Origin of the sequence: Micromonospora sp. NPDC051296 (genome assembly GCF_040682255.1) — a bacterium.
Lineage (GTDB): Bacteria > Actinomycetota > Actinomycetes > Mycobacteriales > Micromonosporaceae > Micromonospora > Micromonospora craterilacus.
Window position 1 is genome coordinate 1 of the sequence record NZ_JBFBAO010000022.1, and the last position, 16,824, is coordinate 16,824.

The window sequence follows — 16,824 nt, forward strand, 5'->3', positions numbered from 1 at the left end:
AAGACCAGCGGCGCGCCCGACGTGGCCCTCGTCGTCAACGACGGCCCCGACGCCGGGGTCGCCGGGGTCTTCACCAGCAACCGGGTCAAGGCGGCACCGGTGCTCTGGACCCAGCAGGTCGTCCACGGCGGCGTGGTCCGGGCCGTGGTGCTCAACTCCGGCGGGGCGAACGCCTGCACCGGCCCGGCCGGCTTCCAGGACACCCACGCCACCGCCGAGCACGCCGCCGCCACGCTGGCCTCGACCGACCCGCACCAGGGCGGCGCGGGCGAGGTGGCGATCTGCTCCACCGGCCTGATCGGCGAGCGGCTGCCGATGCCCGAGTTGCTCTCCGGCGTGGACGCCGCCGTGCGCGCCCTCTCGCCGGACGGTGGGGCATCCGCCGCCGAGGCGATCATGACCACGGACACCCGGCCGAAGAGCACCGTGGCGCACGGCGACGGCTGGACCGTCGGCGGCATGGCCAAGGGCGCCGGCATGCTCGCCCCGGCCATGGCCACCATGCTCTGCGTGCTCACCACCGACGCGGTGGCCGGCCCGGAGACGCTCGACGCCGCGTTGCGGGCCGCCACCCGGGTCACCTTCGACCGGGTCGACTCCGACGGCTGCATGTCGACCAACGACACCGTGCTGCTGCTGGCCAGCGGTGCCTCGGGCATCGCGCCGAGCGAGGCCGAACTGGCCGAGGCGGTCACCGCCGCCTGCCACGACCTGGCCCAGCAGTTGATCGCCGACGCCGAGGGCGCCACCAAGCAGATCACCATCGAGGTGGTCGGCGCGGCCGGGGAGGACGACGCGGTCGAGGTGGGCCGGGCGGTGGCCCGCAACAACCTGGTGAAGACCGCGCTGTTCGGCAACGACCCGAACTGGGGGCGGATCCTGGCCGCCGTCGGCACCACCGCCGCCGCGTTCGAGCCGGACGAGGTCGACGTGGCCGTCAACGGCATCTGGGTCTGCCGGTCCGGTGCCGCCGCCGAGGACCGGTCGAAGGTCGACCTGACCGGCCGGGACGTCACCATCCGGATCGACCTGCACGCCGGCGCCGCCGAGGCGACGGTGTGGACCAACGACCTGTCCCACGCGTACGTGCACGAGAACTCGGCCTACTCGACATGAGCCTGACCTCGGATCTCACCCGCGCCCAGGGCAAGGCCGCCACGCTGATCGAGGCGCTGCCCTGGCTGGCCCGCTTCTCTGGTGCCACCGTGGTGGTCAAGTACGGCGGCAACGCCATGGTCGACCCCGAGCTGCAACGGGCCTTCGCCGCCGACATGGTGTTCCTGCGCTACGTCGGGCTCAAGCCGGTCGTGGTGCACGGCGGCGGCCCGCAGATCTCGGCCATGCTCGGCCGGCTCGGCATCGACAGCGAGTTCCGGGGCGGCCTGCGGGTGACCACCCCGGAAGCGATGGACGTGGTCCGGATGGTGCTGGTCGGTCAGGTCGGCCGGGAACTCGTCGGCCTGATCAACGCCCACGGACCGTTCGCGGTCGGTCTCTCCGGCGAGGACGCCGGACTGTTCACCGCCGTGCGGCGGCCCGCGTACGTCGACGGCAAGCCGGTCGACATCGGGCAGGTCGGCGACGTCGAGTCGGTGGACGTCTCGGCGGTGACCGACCTGATCGCGGCCGGCCGGATCCCGGTGATCTCCACCGTGGCGCCGGACGTCGACGGAGTGCTGCACAACCTCAACGCCGACACCGCCGCCGCCGCGCTCGCGGTCGCCCTGGGGGCGCGCAAGCTGGTCGTGCTCACCGACGTGCCCGGCCTGTACGCCGACTGGCCGGACACCAGCAGCCTGGTCAGCGAGATCACCACGGATGACCTGGCGAAGCTGTTGCCGTCGCTGGAGTCGGGCATGGTGCCGAAGATGGAGGCCTGCCTGCGGGCCGTCAGTGGGGGAGTGCCCGCCGCGCACGTCGTCGACGGCCGGGTCGCCCACTCCACGCTGCTGGAAGTGTTCACCTCGGAAGGCTTCGGAACCATGGTCGTGAGCGCGAGGAGTGAGCTTGCGAGCCCCGCAGTCGCGAACAAGGAAGGCTCGGTGAGCGCGAGGAATGAGCTTGCGAGCCCCGCAGTCGCGAACAAGGAAGGCTCAGTCCCGTCATGAGCGAGTTGGTGCGGCGCTGGCGGCAGTCGATGATGGACAACTACGGCACGCCGCCGCTGGCCCTGGTCTCCGGTGACGGTGCCGTCGTGGTCGACGAGGCCGGCCGGGAGTACGTCGACCTGCTCGGCGGCATCGCGGTCAACGCCCTCGGCCACGCCCACCCGGCCGTGGTGGCCGCCGTGTCGAAGCAGGTCGCGACCCTCGGGCACGTGTCCAACCTGTACGTCGCCGAGCCGCCGGTGGCCCTCGCCGAGCTGCTGCTGGCCCTCGCGGGCTGGCCGGGGCGGGTCTTCTTCGCCAACTCGGGCGCGGAGGCCAACGAGGCGGCGTTCAAACTGTCCCGGCGCACCGGGCGCACCCACGTGGTCGCCGCCACCGGCGGCTTCCACGGCCGCACCATGGGTGCGCTCGCGTTGACCGGCCAGCCGACCAAGGCCGACCCGTTCCGCCCGCTGCCGGGCGAGGTCAGCCACGTCCCGTACGGCGACGTGGCCGCCCTGGAAGCGGCGGTCACCGAGGCCACCGCCATGGTGATCCTGGAACCCATCCAGGGCGAGAACGGCGTGGTCGTCCCGCCGGCCGGCTACCTTGCCGCGGCCCGGCGGATCACCACCCGGCACGGCGCGCTGCTCGTGCTCGACGAGGTGCAGACCGGCATCGGCCGCACCGGGCACTGGTTCGCCCACCAGGCCGACGGGATCGAACCGGACGTGGTGACCCTGGCCAAGGGCCTCGGCGGCGGGCTGCCCATCGGTGCCACCCTCGCCTTCGGCCCGGCCGCCGACCTGCTCGGTCCCGGCTCGCACGGCAGCACCTTCGGCGGCAACCCGGTCAGCTGCGCCGCCGCCCTCGCGGTGATCTCCACCATCGCCCACGAGGGGCTGCTCGACCACGTCAAGCGGGTCGGCGAGCGGCTGCGCCGGGGGATCGAGGCGCTCGGTCACCCGCTGGTCGACGGCGTCCGGGGTGCCGGGCTGCTGCTCGGCGTGACGCTGACCGCACCGGTGGCGTCCGCCGCCGCCGAGGCGCTGCGCGCGGCCGGCTTCCTGGTCAACCCGATCCAACCGGACGTGCTCCGGCTGGCCCCACCGCTGATCCTCACCGCCCACCAGGCCGACGCCTTCCTGACCGCCCTTCCCACCGCACTCTCGGCCGCCGCATCGGCAGCCGGCGCAGATCTTGGTACGGAAGAGCCCCCGCAGGGGCAGCTCGACACCAAGATCCCGACCGCCGCGGCGCCGAGCGGCCCGACGACCACGGAGGTCAGCGCGTGACCCGGCACTTCCTGCGCGACGACGACCTGTCGCCCGCCGAACAGGCCGCCGTGCTCGACCTGGCCGCCCGGATGAAGGCCGACCGGTTCGGGTACGCCTCACTGGCCGGGCCCCGCTCGGTGGCCGTGCTGTTCGACAAGCAGAGCCTGCGTACCCGGATCTCCTTCGACGCCGGCATCGCCGAACTCGGCGGCCACCCCCTCGTGGTGGACACCCAGGTCACCCACTTCGGTCGGGGCGAGACCCTCGGCGACGCCGGTCGGGTGCTGTCCCGCTACGTGGCGGCGATCGTGCTGCGTACCCACGGCGACGACCGGATCGCCGAGGTGGCCGGCGGGGCCACCGTGCCGGTGGTCAACGCGCTGACCGACGGGTTCCACCCCTGCCAGCTGCTGGCCGACCTGCTCACCGTCCGGGAACGCTTCGGTGGCACCGCCGGGCGGACCCTGGCGTACGTCGGCGACGCGGCGAACAACATGGCCCACTCGTACCTGCTGGCCGGCGCGACCGCCGGGATGCACGTGCGGGTGGCCGGCCCGGCCGGGTTCCAGCCCGCCGCCGACGTGGTGGCCCGCGCCGAGGCGATCGCCGCCGGCACCGGCGGCTCGGTCCGGGCGCTCACCGACCCGGTCGCCGCGGTCCGGGCCGCGGACGTGGTCGCCACCGACACCTGGACCTCGATGGGCCAGGAGAGCGACGGGCTGGACCGCAGCACCCCGTTCCTGCCGTACCAGGTCAACAAGACGCTGCTCGGGCACGCCGCGCCGGAGGCGATCGTGCTGCACTGCCTGCCCGCGCACCGCGGCGAGGAGATCACCGACGAGGTGCTCGACGGCCCGCAGAGCGCCGTCTTCGACCAGGCGGAGAATCGGCTGCACGCCCAGAAGGCGCTGCTGACGTTTCTCCTGGAGGAGACACCATGACCGCACCGTTGACCCGGGCCGCCCGACACGCCCGCATCGTCGAGCTGATCCGCGACCAGGCGATCCGGTCGCAGAGCGAGCTGGCCGAACGGCTCGGTGACGAGGGCGTCCAGGTCACCCAGGCCACCCTCTCCCGGGACCTGAAGGAACTCGGCGCGGTCACCGCCCGCGGCGGGGACGGCCGGGCCGTCTACCTCATCCCGGAGGACGGCTACCGCCCGCTGCGCGACGCCGAGGCGGCCCCGGCCCGTCTCGTGCGGCTGCTGCGCGAGCTGCTCAACGAGGTCGACTCCAGCGGCAACATCGCGGTACTGCGTACCCCGCCCGGCGCAGCCCACTACCTGGCCAGCGCGTTGGACCGGGCGGGCCTGTCGGAGGTCGTCGGCACCATCGCCGGCGACGACACCATCCTCGTGGTGGCCCGCGAGGCCGACGGCGGGGCCGCGCTCGGCGAACGGCTCGCCGCCTGGGCCCGCCGCGAAGAGAACGTCGAAGGGAGCAGCACACCGTGACAGAGCGGATCGTTCTGGCGTACTCCGGGGGGCTGGACACCTCCGTCGCCATTCCCTACCTGGCCGAGCAGACCGGCGCCGAGGTGATCGCGGTGGCGGTCGACGTCGGGCAGGGCGGCGAGGATCTCGACGTCATCCGGCAGCGCGCGCTGGACTGCGGCGCGGTGGAGGCCGAGGTGGTCGACGCGCGCGACGAGTTCGCCGCCGGGTACTGCCTGCCGGCGATCCGGGCCAACGCCCTCTACATGGACCGCTACCCGCTGGTCTCCGCGCTGAGCCGGCCGCTGATCGTCAAGCATCTGGTGGCCGCGGCCCGGGCGCACGGCGGCACCATCGTCTCGCACGGCTGCACCGGCAAGGGCAACGACCAGGTGCGCTTCGAGGTGGGCCTGGGCGCGCTCGCCCCCGACCTGAAGATCGTCGCGCCGGCCCGGGACTTCGCCTGGACGCGGGACAAGGCCATCGCCTTCGCCGAGGAGAAGGGGCTGCCGATCGACGTGTCGGCCCGCTCTCCGTACTCCATCGACCAGAACCTGTGGGGTCGGGCGGTGGAGACCGGCTTCCTGGAGGACATCTGGAACGGCCCCGTCGAGGAGCTGTACTCCTACACCGGCGACCCGGCCGAGCCGCGCGACGCCGACGAGGTGGTCGTCACCTTCGACGCCGGGGTCCCGGTCGCGATCGACGGCGAGACGGTCACCCCGTACCAGGCGATCCTGGAGCTGAACCGGCGCGCGGGCGAGCAGGGCGTCGGCCGGCTCGACATGGTCGAGGACCGTCTCGTGGGCATCAAGAGCCGCGAGGTGTACGAGGCACCCGGCGCGATCACGCTGATCACCGCCCACCAGGAGCTGGAGGCGGTCACCGTCGAGCGGGACCTGGCCCGGTTCAAGCGCAGCGTGGACCAGCGCTGGGGTGAGCTGGTCTACGACGGCCTGTGGTTCTCTCCGCTGAAGGATTCCCTGGACGCGTTCATCGACGACGCGCAGCGGCACGTCAGCGGCGAGGTGCGGCTGAGCCTGCACGGCGGCCGGGCCACCGTCACCGGCCGGCGCTCCGAGGCCAGCCTCTACGACTTCGGTCTGGCCACCTACGACACCGGCGACACCTTCGACCAGTCCCTCGCCAAGGGTTTCGTGCAGCTGTGGGGCCTGCCCAGCAAGATGGCCGCCGCCCGGGACGCCCGGTTGGGTGGTGTCTGATCATGGGCAGCACAATGGGTGGGGTGGACGACAAGAGCCTGACCGAGAACAGCGCAACGGCCAACCGGACGAGCCTGTGGGGAGGTCGGTTCGCCGGCGGTCCCGCCGAGGCTCTCGCCCGACTGTCGGTGAGCGTCCAGTTCGACTGGCGACTGGCCCCGTACGACATCGCCGGCTCCCGGGCGCACGCCCGGGTGCTGGCCGGCGCGGGCCTGCTCGACCCGGAGGAACTGGGCCGCATCCTCGCCGCCCTGGACGACCTGGAGGCCGCCTGCGCCTCCGGGGCGTTCCGCCCGACCGTCGACGACGAGGACGTGCACACCGCCCTGGAACGCGGGCTGTTGGAGCGGCTCGGCAGCCTCGGCGGCAAGCTGCGCGCCGGCCGGTCCCGCAACGACCAGGTCGCCACGGATCTGCGGCTCTACCTGCGTGACCACGCCCGCGGGGTGGCCGCCCGGCTGGTCGAGCTGGCCGAGGCGCTGGTCGAGCAGGCCGAGCGGCACGTGGCGACCGCTGCGCCGGGCATGACCCACCTCCAGCACGCCCAGCCGGTCACCTTCGGTCACTGGTTGCTGGCCCACGTGCAGCCGCTGCTGCGGGACCTGGAGCGGTTGCGGGACTGGGACCACCGGGCGGCGGTCAGCCCGCTCGGCGCGGGGGCGCTGGCCGGTTCGGGGCTGCCGTTGGACCCGGTGGCGGTCTCGAAGGAGCTGGGCTTCCGCACGTCCTTCGCCAACTCGATGGACGCGGTCGCCGACCGGGACTTCGTCGCCGAGTTCCTCTTCACCACCGCGATGATCGGGGTGCACCTGTCCCGCCTCGGCGAGGAGGTGGTGCTCTGGACGTCGCACGAGTTCGGCTGGGTCGAGCTGGACGACGCCTTCGCCACCGGCTCGTCGATCATGCCGCAGAAGAAGAATGCGGACATCGCCGAGCTGGCCCGGGGCAAGTCGGGCCGGCTCGTCGGCGGGCTGGTGAGCGTGCTCACCATGCTCAAGGGCTTGCCCATGACGTACGACCGGGACATGCAGGAGGACAAGGAGCCGGCCTTCGACGCGGTCGACACCCTGGAACTGCTGCTGCCGGCGCTGGCCGGGATGATCTCCACGATGACGGTACGCGTCGACCGCCTGGTCGCCGCCGCGCCGGTGGGCTTCTCGCTGGCCACCGAGGTGGCGGACTGGCTGGTCCGCAAGGGTGTGCCGTTCCGTGACGCGCATGAGATCACCGGCAAGTTGGTGGCGCTCTGCGTGGCCCGGGACTGCGCCCTCGACGAGGTGTCCGACGACGACCTGGCCACCATCAGCGAGCACCTCGACCCGGGCGTACGCGACGTGCTGTCGGTCCGCTCGGCCCTCGCGGCCCGGACCACCCCCGGCTCGACCGGCCCCGGCCCGGTCGCCGACCAGCTCGCCGCCGCCGCCGACCGGCTGGTCGGCTGGCGGGAGTGGGCCGCCGAGCGGGTCGTCCCGCGCTGACGTCCGGCGAGGCGTGGCGCGCGGTGCGATCCGGGTGCCACGCCACCGGCCGGGCAGGCCATCGGCGTCGAGGTCGCTGGTTTAGCCGGCGGCGGGCCGTTCGCGGCGGGGAAGCTTGGCGACCACCGTCTCGTACGACGCGTCGATCGCCTCGACCAGTTCGTCGGCGGGGATCGCGCCGTCGATCCGGAGCGTGTTCCATCCGGACCGGCCGATGTACCGCATCACCCGGGCGTCGGCCGGGTAGCGGTGCAGCCACTCGTCGGCCACGTCCCGATTCGGACCGCACTTGATGCCGACTGTCGCGCCGGCCTCGCCCGATCCGAGGAACGCGAAGATCCGGCTGCCCACCTTTACCACCTCCTCGTCCTCCCAGGGCCGGTCGAGCCAGGCTCCCGGCTTGCCCAGGCAGTACGCCAGCATCTCGCGGCGATCCATGACGGCAGCACCTCCGGTCGGTTCCTGCCGCCAGTCTCCCGCCTTTCGGCCCGCCCCGCCGAGAGGCGGTGCATGCGTCCCGCTCACGGAAGGCTCCGGTCCTCCGGTTCGGTGCGGGCGGTCAGCCGGTCGTAGCGCTGGCGGGCCGCCTGGGCGCTGCCCAGGCCGAGCCCGTGCCCGATCGCCTGCCAGGTCAGCCCACGGCTGCGGGCCAGGTTCAGCAGTCCGGTCTCCAGGGTGTCGACCTCGGCCCGCAGGTGGGGAAAAAGGGTGAGCGCGGCGAGCAGGTCGGCCTGGTCGACGGCTTCCTCACCGGGGGTCGGTTCGGCGGCGCCGGCGGCCAGCGCCAGCACAACGGCGATCGCCTCGTAGGGGTCGGCGGCGTACGGGTTGGTGTGCCGGCGGCGCTGCTGCACGGTGGCGGCGTGCCGCTCGGTGAGTCGTTGCAGTGCCGCGTAGGTGCGGTGGGCCCGGGCCTGGGCGGCCTCGGGTGGGGTGAGGGAATCCGCGCTCATGCGCCGATTCCAACACTTCAACGAAGTGTTGTCAACGGAATGTTGAAGCCTGGTGGGTGAGCCAGCGGCCGACCCGCCCGACCACGGTGGCGTAGGCGATGCCGACGGCCAGCGACGCGGCCAGCGCCACCAGCGGCCAGTCCCGCAGATGCGGGTAGACCTGCCAGTGGGTCAGGTAGATGTAGAGCGAACTGGCGGCCAGCACCCCGGCGACCCGGTTGACCACGCCGAGGCTCGGCACGGTGGGCAGCCAGACCAGCAGGGCGAAGCCGGCCACGATCAGCGCCTCGCGGGACGGCTGGCCGAAGAACCCCGGCACGGTCACCGCCGCCGCCGCGGTGACCAGCAGCCGCTGCCCGAAGCCGTCCGCCCGGGCGGCGGCCCAGCCGAGGGTGAACAGCCAGCCGGCGACCAGCGCGGCCGGCAGGTCGTAGCGGGCGTCGAGGCCGAACACGTCGTAGCGGCCGAGCAGGCCGAGCACGGTCAACCCCATCGGCAGGGCGAACGGGTGCCGGCGCTCCAGCCGGTCGACCCGCCGTAGCGCGACCAGCGCCGCGAGCCCCACCAGTAGGTACACCACCGCCTCGACGAACCAGAAGTGCCACTCGGTGCGGGCGTCGTCCGGGCCGAACAGGCTGTGCACCAGCAGCAGGGTGCTCACCCGGTACTGGTCGTTGAACAGCATCACCGCGCCGATCCAGGCCATCGTCGGCAGCACGATCCGGGCCAGGCTGGCCCCGATCTGCCGCAGCCGGTCACGCCGCCCGGCGGCGGTGAGCTGGAACCGGGCGAAGTTGAACCCGGCCACGCCGAGCAGCAGGTGCGCGCCGCCGGTGACAGTGAACAGCGGGATGTGCGAGCCGACGATCAGCACGATGGCCGCCGCGCGTAGCGCCACGCTGGTCTCCAGCGACCGCCGCCGGCCGCGTGGCCGCTGTGGTGCGCGCAACGCCGCGATCGGCAGGGTGTGCCAGTTCGCCGGCAGGTGACCCAGCTCCTGCTCCAACCGGACCGACATCTCCACGTACGACAGCGAGTCGCCGCCCAGGTCGACGAAGCTCAGCTCGGGGCGGATGTCGTCGCGGTCGAGCACCTCCGCGTACAGCCGGCACAGGTCGCCGACCGCTGTCCGGTCGCCGGGTGACCCGGCGTCACCGGCCGGTGTGGCGGCGGGCGGCGTGGTGGCGGGCGGCGTGGTGGCCAGCGCCCGCAGCCCGGCCAGGTCGGGCTTGCCGCTGGCCAGTCGGGGCAGCTCGGCCAGGACGAGCACCCGCACGGCGCGTGGCGGCAGTCCCACCTCCTCGGCGACCAGCCGGCGGACGCTGCGGGCGTCGGCCTCGCCCACCACGGCCACGACCAGTTCGTCGTCCCCGCCCACGCAGGTGGCGGCGACCCCGTGCCGGGACAGCAGCGCCTCGACCCGCTCCGGGTCGATCCGTAGCCCGAGGATCTTCGCGAACCGGCTGCGCCGGCCGACGATCTCGTACAGCCCCGCCGGGCCGCGCCGGGCCAGGTCTCCGGTGCGCAACTCGTCGACGGTACGGCCCAGGGCCAGGTCGGCCGGGGTCTCGGCGTAGCCGAGCATGACGTTCGGGCCCGCGTACAGCAGCTCGCCGACCGCCGGATCCGGGTGGTCGGGCACCGGCGCGAGCCGGAACGCGCCGCCGGGCACCGGCACGCCGATCGCCTGCGGGTGGTGGACCGCCAGGTCCGGCGGCAGGTACGCCATCCGCGCGGTCGCCTCGGTCTGCCCGTACATGACGAACAGGTCCCAGCCACCCCGCCGGCCCAGCTCGGCGTAGTGGCGTACCCGCTCGGGCGCCAGCCGGCCACCGGCCTGGGTGACGTAGCGCAGGTGCGGCAGGTCCATCTCGGCGAAGCCGACCCGGTCCAGCAGGTCGAAGGTGTACGGCACCCCGGCGAACGTGGTGGCCCGGGTCTGCCGGAACAGCTCCCAGAAACAGGCGTCGGCGACCGACAGATCGGTCAGCAGCAGCGCGGCCCCCCGGGCCAGATGACTGTTGACCACCGACAGGCCATAGCAGTAGTGCAGCGGCAGGCTGGTGGCCGCCCGGTCGGTGTCCCGGATGCCCAGGTACTCACCGATCGACTCGGCGTTGGCCTGCAGGTTGGTGTGCGACAGCCGGGCCAGCTTCGGCGAGCCGGTCGAGCCGGAGGTGGACAGCAGCAGCGCCAGGTCCGGGTGCAGATCGTGCGCGGAGGCCGCCCGGCGGTGCTCGACGCGCCAGCCCCCGGCCGGGCCCACGACCACGTCCGGGTCGTACGTTTCGACCAGGCTGGCGAGGGCGGCGTCGTGCCCGCCCGGCACCAGCAGCACCGGGTGGCCGCCGTGCAGCGCGCCCAGGTACGCCACCAGCGAGTCGACGGTGTTCGCGCCGACCACCAGCACCAGCCGCCGGCCGACGCCGAGCCGCTCGGCGGTTCGCGCGACCCGCCCGGCGAGGTTGGCATACGAGATCGTCCCGTCCCGGGTCACGATCGCGGGACGGTCGCCATGGGCGGCCAGATCGCGGACGAACGGCACCGCCTCGACGGCCGGGAGCAGGGAGGACGGGGATGTCACGGGGACACACTCTAAGGTAAGCCTGCCCTAATTCCCAGCCGGGTGGCCCGCAGCCTGCTCGGCGTCCGGCTCTCACCGCGGTAAGGTGCCAGCGTTCGCCTGAAGGTAGAGGGAGCCAGTGCATGCGTGAGGATTCGCCGCGCTGGGAGCAGATCAACGCCAGCTCCTACCCGTGGGAGCAGGACGGGCTGCGCGAGTTGGCTGGCTACCTGCCCGATGCCGACCCTTACCACGTCTGGGCCAACGTCGAGTTCGTCGGTGCCGACGGCTCGATCAACGAGGTCGACGCACTGGTGCTGACCCCCAGTGGCCTCTATGTGCTGGAGCTGAAGCACTGGCAGGGGGAGATCCGTGGCGACGGGTCCCAGTGGGTGCGGCGGGCGCCAAACAGCCGCCTCATCCCGGAGGACAACCCCTACATCCTGGCCAATCGGAAGGCCAAGCGGCTGGCCAGCCTGATCCGCTACTACGCCCGCCAGCAGGGCAGGGAGGCCCAGGCACCCTACGTCGGTGCGGCGGTCTTCCTGCATGCCAGAGCCATGGACGCCAAGGGACTGGACCCGATCGGCAAGCAGCACGTGTACGGCCTGGAGGGACACGACGCGGGGTTGCCCGGTCTCAAGGAACTGCTGTTGACCCAGCCCCGCAACCCGGCGCACCGGGTCGACGAGGCACGGGGGCGGCAGATCGTCGAGCTGGTCCGGGGTGCCAAGATTCGGCCGTCGGTCGCCGACCGGAAGGTCGGTCAACTGCTGCTGTATCCGAAGCCGTTCGCCGAAGGGCTCGGCTGGCAGGATTTCCTCGCCGGGCACGCGATGGACACCTCGCTGGTGCGCCGCGTCCGCTTCTACCTGACCAGCCGGGCGGCCGAGCACGAGGTGCCGGCCATCCGCAGGGCGGCGGAGCGGGAGTTCCGCCTGCTGCAGGGCATCCACCACCCCGGGGTGGCCCGGGCGCACGACCTGGTCGAGCACGCCTGGGGGCCCGTGGTCGTCTTCGACCACCAGCAGGACTGGATACGCCTCGACCAGTGGCTGGTGCGCCGCGGCGACTCGCTCACCCTGGCCCAGCGGCTGCACCTGGTGCAGGATCTCGCCGAGATCATCGACTACGCGCACTCGCGCCGGCTGGCGCACCGGGCGCTCTCGCCCCGGGCGATCTACATAGGCGACCCGGACGGGTCGCGGCCGACGTTGGTGGTGACCGACTGGCAGACCGGTGGGCGGCTGGCCGGCACCACCCAGCTCACCCGGCTGGGCCCGTCCAGCGATCCGGCCAGCCTGGAGCTGTTCTTCGACGACGAGGTCCGCCGTTACCAGGCTCCGGAGGCCGAGAACGCTACCCGGCTGCCCGGCCACCAGCTCGACGTGTTCTCCCTCGGCGCGCTCGCGTACCGGATCTTCGCCGGAGCGGCCCCGGCCGCGACGCCCGAGGAACTGGTCGCCGCGGTGCGTGACAGCGGTCTGCACCTGGACGCCGCGGTCGACGGCATGCCGCTTGAGCTGGTCAAGCTGATCTACGACGCGACCCGGGGCGATCCCGGGCAGCGGCTTGCCGGTGTGTCGGCGTTCCGGTCCAGCCTGGAGAAGGTCTGGGAGGAGCTGACCGCGCCGGACCCGGAGCCAGTGGTCGATCCGCTGTCGGCCCACCGGGGCGACGTGCTCGACGGGGGCCTGGAGGTGCTGGACCGGCTCGGCTCCGGCGCCACCGCCGTCGCCCTGCTCGTCAGGCGGGTCGGCGAGGACTCCCGCGACCTGGTGCTGAAGGTGGCCCGCGACGAGCAGCACGAGGAACGGCTGACCGCGGAGGCGCGTACCCTCAGCCGGCTGAAGCACCACCAAGTGGCCGCGCTGGTCGACGGTCCGGTGCGGGTCGGCGGCCGGACCGCCCTGTTGATGGAGAGCGCGGGGCGGCGGACCCTCGCCGAGGAGCTGCGCGGCGGACGGCTCGCGCTGGACCTGCTGGAGCGGTACGGGCGGGACCTGCTCGACATCGTCAACTACCTGGACGGGCAGGGCGTCTGGCACCGCGACCTGAAGCCGGCCAACCTGGCGGCCCGGCCGCGCCCGAAGGACAAGCAGCCGCACTTGTGCGTCTTCGACTTCTCGCTCTCGTCGTCACCGGCGGATCAGATCGGGGCGGGCACGGTCGGCTACCTCGACCCGTTCCTCGGGCCGCCGCGCCGGCTGCGCTACGACGCGTCGGCGGAGCGGTTCGCGGCGGCCGTCGTGCTCTACGAGATGGCGACCGGCATGCTGCCGAGGTGGGGTGACCACGCCAACCCGGCCGCGATCAGCGACGAGGTGACTCTCGACCCGGCGGCGTTCGACCCGGCGGTCGCCGACCGGTTGGTGGAGTTCTTTGCCCGGGCGCTGGCGCGGGACGCGTCGGCCCGGTTCGACACCGTCGACGAGATGACCGATGCCTGGCGGGCCATCTTCCAGCAGGTCCCGCAGGCGGCCGTGACACCGGTCGGCCCGGTGCCGGCGATGGTGGGGTTGACCCGGGAGTCGCCGCTGGCGGCCACGGAGCTGACCGCCCGGGCCCGCTCGGCGCTGGAACGGCTGGGCATGCACACCGTCGGCGAGTTGCTGGACGCGGAACTGTCGGCGTTGACCCGGGCCAAGGGGGTGCCGGACGCCACCCGCAAGGAGATCATCGCCCAGGCGCGCGCCCTGCGTGCGGTGCTGCCCGGCGGCAACGAGCCGACGGTCCCTGAGGACCGGCCGCTGGCCCAGGGCGTCGAGGCGCTCTGCGCGACCCTGCTGCCACCCAAGTCGTCCCGCAACCACCGCATCCTGGCGGTGCTGCTCGGGCAGGCGGCCACCGACGACGGCGAGTTCCTGCGCTGGCCGGCGCAGAGCGAGGCGGCCCGAGCCACCGGCCGCAGCCAGCCGCAGATCTCCAAGCTGCTCAACAATCAGGCCAGAACCTGGCTGGACGAGCCGGCGCTGGAGGCGGTACGCAACGAGATCGTCGCGCTGCTCGACGCCCGCGGCGCGGTGATGTCCGCCGAGGAACTGGCGCAGGCGCTGATCGCCGCTCGCGGCTCCTACACGGCGGACCCGAAGCGCCTGCCTCAGGCCATCGGCCTGGTCCGCGCCGCCGTCGAGGCCGAGCTGAGCACCGGCGGGGACGCCCGGGTGGCCATCCACCGGTTCCGTACCTCCGGCATCGTCCTGGTCGCCCGTGAGCTGGACGACCCGGCGTCCGACGTCACCGCCGCCGACTTCCTCGAGTACGCGGTGGAGCTGGGCGGCCGAGCCACCGACCTGGCGGACGGCGACCCGCTGCCGACCCGGCAGCGGGCAATCGACGAGCTACGCCGGCTGCCCGTGCCAGCCGGCATGCCGCCAGTGGCGGATCTGCGGTTGTTGCAGCTCGCGGCGATCGGTAGCAACGATCAGGTCGACGTCAACGCGCAGGGGCAGCTCTACCCGGTGGGCATGCCGGCGGAGCGGGCCCTCCGGTTGTCGGTGGGTAGCCTGGTCGGCCAGCGGCTCAGCGAACAGCAGATCCGCGACCGGGTGCACAGCCGCTTCCCTCGGGCGGAACGGATGCCCAGCCGCCCCGCGCTCAACGACCTGCTGGCCGCGGCCGAGGTGCCGCTTACCTGGCACGACGGGCGCTACAAGTCGGCGACCACGACCGCGTCGGTGACCGGCACCCGGCTGGGCACCACCCACACCCCGTTGCTCGGGCTCTCCGCCGCCGACGAGGTGGGCGACCGACTCGCCTCGGCGATCGAGCGACAGGCATTCCTCGCGGTGCTGGCGCCGCTGCGCCGGCTCGGCCCGGCCCGGCGGGCGCTGCTGGCCCGGCTGCCGCTGGTCGAAGTGGACGTCACGGCTATCCTGCTGGAGCGGCTGCGCGCGCTGGGCTTCCCGTGGGAGGCGATCGTGGCGGCCGACAATGGCTCGCCGCTGGACGCCGATTTCCGGAGCCTGGTGGACCTGGTCCGGCACCAGGTGGTGCCGGCGGTCGGTGCGGCGATCGCCGCCGCCGAGCGGCCGGTGCTGCTCACCGAGGCGGCGCCGCTGGCACGCTACGGGCAGCTCGGGGTGCTCCAGGAACTGGCCGACCCGACCCGGCCGCGCCCGGCCGCCCGACTGCTGCTGGTGCCGGCCCGCCGCCCCGAGCCGGCACTGCTGGACGGGGTGCAGCTCCCGCTCACCTCGCCGGCCAGCCAGTCCCTCTGGCTCGCCGACGACTGGATCCAGCTTGCTGGCTGGTCTGGGACGGTGACGGTGTAGCCAGCAACTGCTCAGCGCGCCGATCAGTCGGCGGTGCCGGCCGGGGCCACCCAGGTCGTGGGTTGGCCGGTGATTGCGGTGATCAGGTCGAAGTCGCCGTCGTAGTGCAGCACGGTCACTCCGTGCCGCTCGGCGGTAGCGGCGATCAGCAGATCGGCCATTGACAGAGCTCGGTGATTGCCCTTGTGTAACGCCTGCACCTGGACATCAATGGCTCGGTCCCAGACCTCATCAGGCATTGCCAGCCACCGGAAGCCGCTCAGCATCCACCGGGCACGCTGGGCATCCTTGGCGGTGCGGGCGCTGTGAATGACCTCGATCTCGATCGCCCCACACACCGCTAGCAACCCTCTGTCGGAGAGTTCGCCGAGCACCGGAGCCACGCGTGGCTTCGGCCAGCGAGCGAGGGCCGATTTGTCCAGCAGGTAATGCTCGTGGTTCACGCTGCATCCGGCTCGGCCGTCTCGACGGGGCCCGTCAGATCGGGCAGCCCCCCGCTCTTGAGCCAGTCGGCGAACTGCCGCCGTTTCTCACGGTCAACGACAGCCTTGAGGGCGGCGTTGACGGTGGCCTTCTTGGTAGTGGTGCCGAGAATCTTGCTGGCCTCGGCGAGTAGCTCATCGTCGACGTCAAGGATTGTCCGGCTCATGGGTGGCCCTCTCTGGTAAGCAGATACTCACCGATGATATCAATCTGACTCGCCGTTGATATCATGTCCTTCTGAGTCGCCATGCCGACAGGTGCGTGGACCCGAAGGCGGATCGCTCTCCGGGATAGTTGTGCGGTGGCGAGGCTGACTGGCGAGGGCGATGACCCGTACCTGTGGCTGGAGGACCTGGGCGGGGTGGAAGCCGCCGGGTGGGTGCGGGAGCGCAACGCGGAGACTGTCGCCGCGCTGACCGGGGGCGAGCGGTTCGCCGCGCTGCGGGTCGAGATCCGGCAGGTGCTCGACGCCGACGATCGCATTCCCTACCCGGGATGGCGCGGGGACCACTACTACTACAACTTCTGGCAGGACGCCGCGCACCCTCGCGGGCTCTGGCGCCGGACCACCCTCGACCAGTACCGCCGGCCCGAGCCGGAATGGGATGTGCTGCTCGACGTCGACGCGTTGGCGGCGGAGGAGGGCGAGAACTGGGTCTGGAGCGACGTGACGGTGCTGCGGCCCGGCTATGAGCGCTGCCTGATCAGCCTCTCCAGAGGCGGCGCGGACGCGGTGGTGGTCCGCGAGTTCGACCTTGTTCGCCGGGCCTTCGTCGCGGATGGTTTCACGCTTCCCGAGGCGAAGGGCGGGGTCTGCTGGATCGACGCGGATCACATCTACGTGGCCACCGACTTCGGGCCCGGCTCGCTGACCACATCGGGGTACCCGCGCATCGCCAAGCGATGGCGGCGGGGGACGCCACTGTCCGAGGCCGAGGTCGTCTGCGAGGGCAGTGCGGACGACGTGGCCGTGTACGCCTCGCACGACCGCACGCCCGGGTTCGAGCGTGACTTCGTGGGCCGCACCTTGGATTTCTATCGCAGGGAGCGCTAT

General features: G+C 72.6%; 13 protein-coding genes and 1 pseudogene. 9 read left to right on the forward strand and 5 right to left on the reverse strand.

Features of this window, described 5'->3' with window-relative positions; genetic code table 11:
• From argJ to argH, 7 genes are all read left to right on the forward strand, one after another.
• Window positions 1-1,116: bifunctional glutamate N-acetyltransferase/amino-acid acetyltransferase ArgJ (gene argJ / locus AB0M52_RS04320; RefSeq protein WP_363948717.1), on the forward strand; the 1,116-nt coding region annotated here is incomplete at its 5' end.
• On the forward strand, window positions 1,113-2,108 hold the full coding sequence (argB, locus tag AB0M52_RS04325) for an acetylglutamate kinase (RefSeq protein WP_363948719.1): 996 nt from the start codon (window positions 1,113-1,115) through the stop codon (window positions 2,106-2,108). The genes argJ and argB, both read left to right, overlap by 4 nt.
• Window positions 2,105-3,382, forward strand: a complete 1,278-nt coding sequence (locus AB0M52_RS04330) for an acetylornithine transaminase (protein WP_363948722.1) — start codon at window positions 2,105-2,107, stop codon at window positions 3,380-3,382. Before argB ends, AB0M52_RS04330 begins: the two co-directional genes overlap by 4 nt.
• Window positions 3,379-4,305 carry an ornithine carbamoyltransferase gene (gene argF, locus AB0M52_RS04335; protein ID WP_363948723.1) on the forward strand — a complete coding sequence of 309 codons (927 nt, stop codon included), beginning with the start codon at window positions 3,379-3,381 and terminating at the stop codon, window positions 4,303-4,305. The genes AB0M52_RS04330 and argF overlap by 4 nt, the downstream gene beginning before the upstream one ends.
• A complete protein-coding gene (locus AB0M52_RS04340; protein ID WP_363948725.1) occupies window positions 4,302-4,817 on the forward strand; it encodes an arginine repressor in 516 nt (171 codons plus the stop codon). Before argF ends, AB0M52_RS04340 begins: the two co-directional genes overlap by 4 nt.
• Window positions 4,814-6,019: an argininosuccinate synthase gene (locus AB0M52_RS04345; protein WP_363948727.1), complete on the forward strand. Its 1,206-nt coding sequence runs from the start codon at window positions 4,814-4,816 to the stop codon at window positions 6,017-6,019. Before AB0M52_RS04340 ends, AB0M52_RS04345 begins: the two co-directional genes overlap by 4 nt.
• A gap of 14 nt (window positions 6,020-6,033) precedes the next feature.
• A complete protein-coding gene (gene argH / locus AB0M52_RS04350; protein ID WP_363948778.1) occupies window positions 6,034-7,497 on the forward strand; it encodes an argininosuccinate lyase in 1,464 nt (487 codons plus the stop codon).
• Window positions 7,498-7,578: 81 nt separating this feature from the next.
• On the opposite strand, the gene AB0M52_RS04355 is transcribed toward argH, so the two are convergent.
• From AB0M52_RS04355 to AB0M52_RS04365, 3 genes are all read right to left on the reverse strand, one after another.
• Window positions 7,579-7,935 carry an MmcQ/YjbR family DNA-binding protein gene (locus AB0M52_RS04355; protein ID WP_363948729.1) on the reverse strand — a complete coding sequence of 119 codons (357 nt, stop codon included), beginning with the start codon at window positions 7,933-7,935 and terminating at the stop codon, window positions 7,579-7,581.
• 83 nt (window positions 7,936-8,018) lie between these two features.
• On the reverse strand, window positions 8,019-8,450 hold the full coding sequence (locus AB0M52_RS04360) for a DNA-binding protein (protein WP_363948731.1): 432 nt from the start codon (window positions 8,448-8,450) through the stop codon (window positions 8,019-8,021).
• Window positions 8,451-8,481: 31 nt separating this feature from the next.
• Complete coding sequence (locus AB0M52_RS04365) at window positions 8,482-11,034, reverse strand: AMP-binding protein (RefSeq protein WP_363948733.1); 2,553 nt, start codon at window positions 11,032-11,034, stop codon at window positions 8,482-8,484.
• A 122-nt stretch (window positions 11,035-11,156) separates the two neighbouring features.
• Here AB0M52_RS04365 and pglW point away from each other — a divergent pair, with 122 nt between their 5' ends.
• Window positions 11,157-15,287: a BREX system serine/threonine kinase PglW gene (gene pglW, locus AB0M52_RS04370; protein WP_363948735.1), complete on the forward strand. Its 4,131-nt coding sequence runs from the start codon at window positions 11,157-11,159 to the stop codon at window positions 15,285-15,287.
• 23 nt (window positions 15,288-15,310) lie between these two features.
• Here pglW and AB0M52_RS04375 read toward each other — a convergent pair whose 3' ends face one another.
• Window positions 15,311-15,730, reverse strand: coding sequence for a PIN domain nuclease (locus tag AB0M52_RS04375; protein ID WP_363948737.1), 420 nt, complete (start codon window positions 15,728-15,730; stop codon window positions 15,311-15,313).
• Window positions 15,727-15,936, reverse strand: coding sequence for a type II toxin-antitoxin system VapB family antitoxin (locus AB0M52_RS04380; protein ID WP_363948739.1), 210 nt, complete (start codon window positions 15,934-15,936; stop codon window positions 15,727-15,729). The genes AB0M52_RS04375 and AB0M52_RS04380 overlap by 4 nt, the downstream gene beginning before the upstream one ends.
• A gap of 81 nt (window positions 15,937-16,017) precedes the next feature.
• Here AB0M52_RS04380 and AB0M52_RS04385 point away from each other — a divergent pair.
• Window positions 16,018-16,689, forward strand: a pseudogene (locus tag AB0M52_RS04385) (S9 family peptidase); the annotation flags it as partial.
• Between the last annotated feature and the right edge of the window lie 135 nt (window positions 16,690-16,824).

Bases quoted from the DNA above. Each gene is read 5' to 3' on its own strand.
- argB (WP_363948719.1), top strand. From the start codon at position 1,113: ATGAGCCTGACCTCGGATCTCACCCGCGCCCAGGGCAAGGCCGCCACG.
- AB0M52_RS04330 (WP_363948722.1), top strand. From the start codon at position 2,105: ATGAGCGAGTTGGTGCGGCGCTGGCGGCAGTCGATGATGGACAACTAC.
- AB0M52_RS04340 (WP_363948725.1), top strand. From the start codon at position 4,302: ATGACCGCACCGTTGACCCGGGCCGCCCGACACGCCCGCATCGTCGAG.
- argH (WP_363948778.1), top strand. From the start codon at position 6,034: ATGGGTGGGGTGGACGACAAGAGCCTGACCGAGAACAGCGCAACGGCC.
- AB0M52_RS04355 (WP_363948729.1), bottom strand. From the start codon at position 7,935: ATGGATCGCCGCGAGATGCTGGCGTACTGCCTGGGCAAGCCGGGAGCC.
- AB0M52_RS04360 (WP_363948731.1), bottom strand. From the start codon at position 8,450: ATGAGCGCGGATTCCCTCACCCCACCCGAGGCCGCCCAGGCCCGGGCC.
- pglW (WP_363948735.1), top strand. From the start codon at position 11,157: ATGCGTGAGGATTCGCCGCGCTGGGAGCAGATCAACGCCAGCTCCTAC.
- AB0M52_RS04380 (WP_363948739.1), bottom strand. From the start codon at position 15,936: ATGAGCCGGACAATCCTTGACGTCGACGATGAGCTACTCGCCGAGGCC.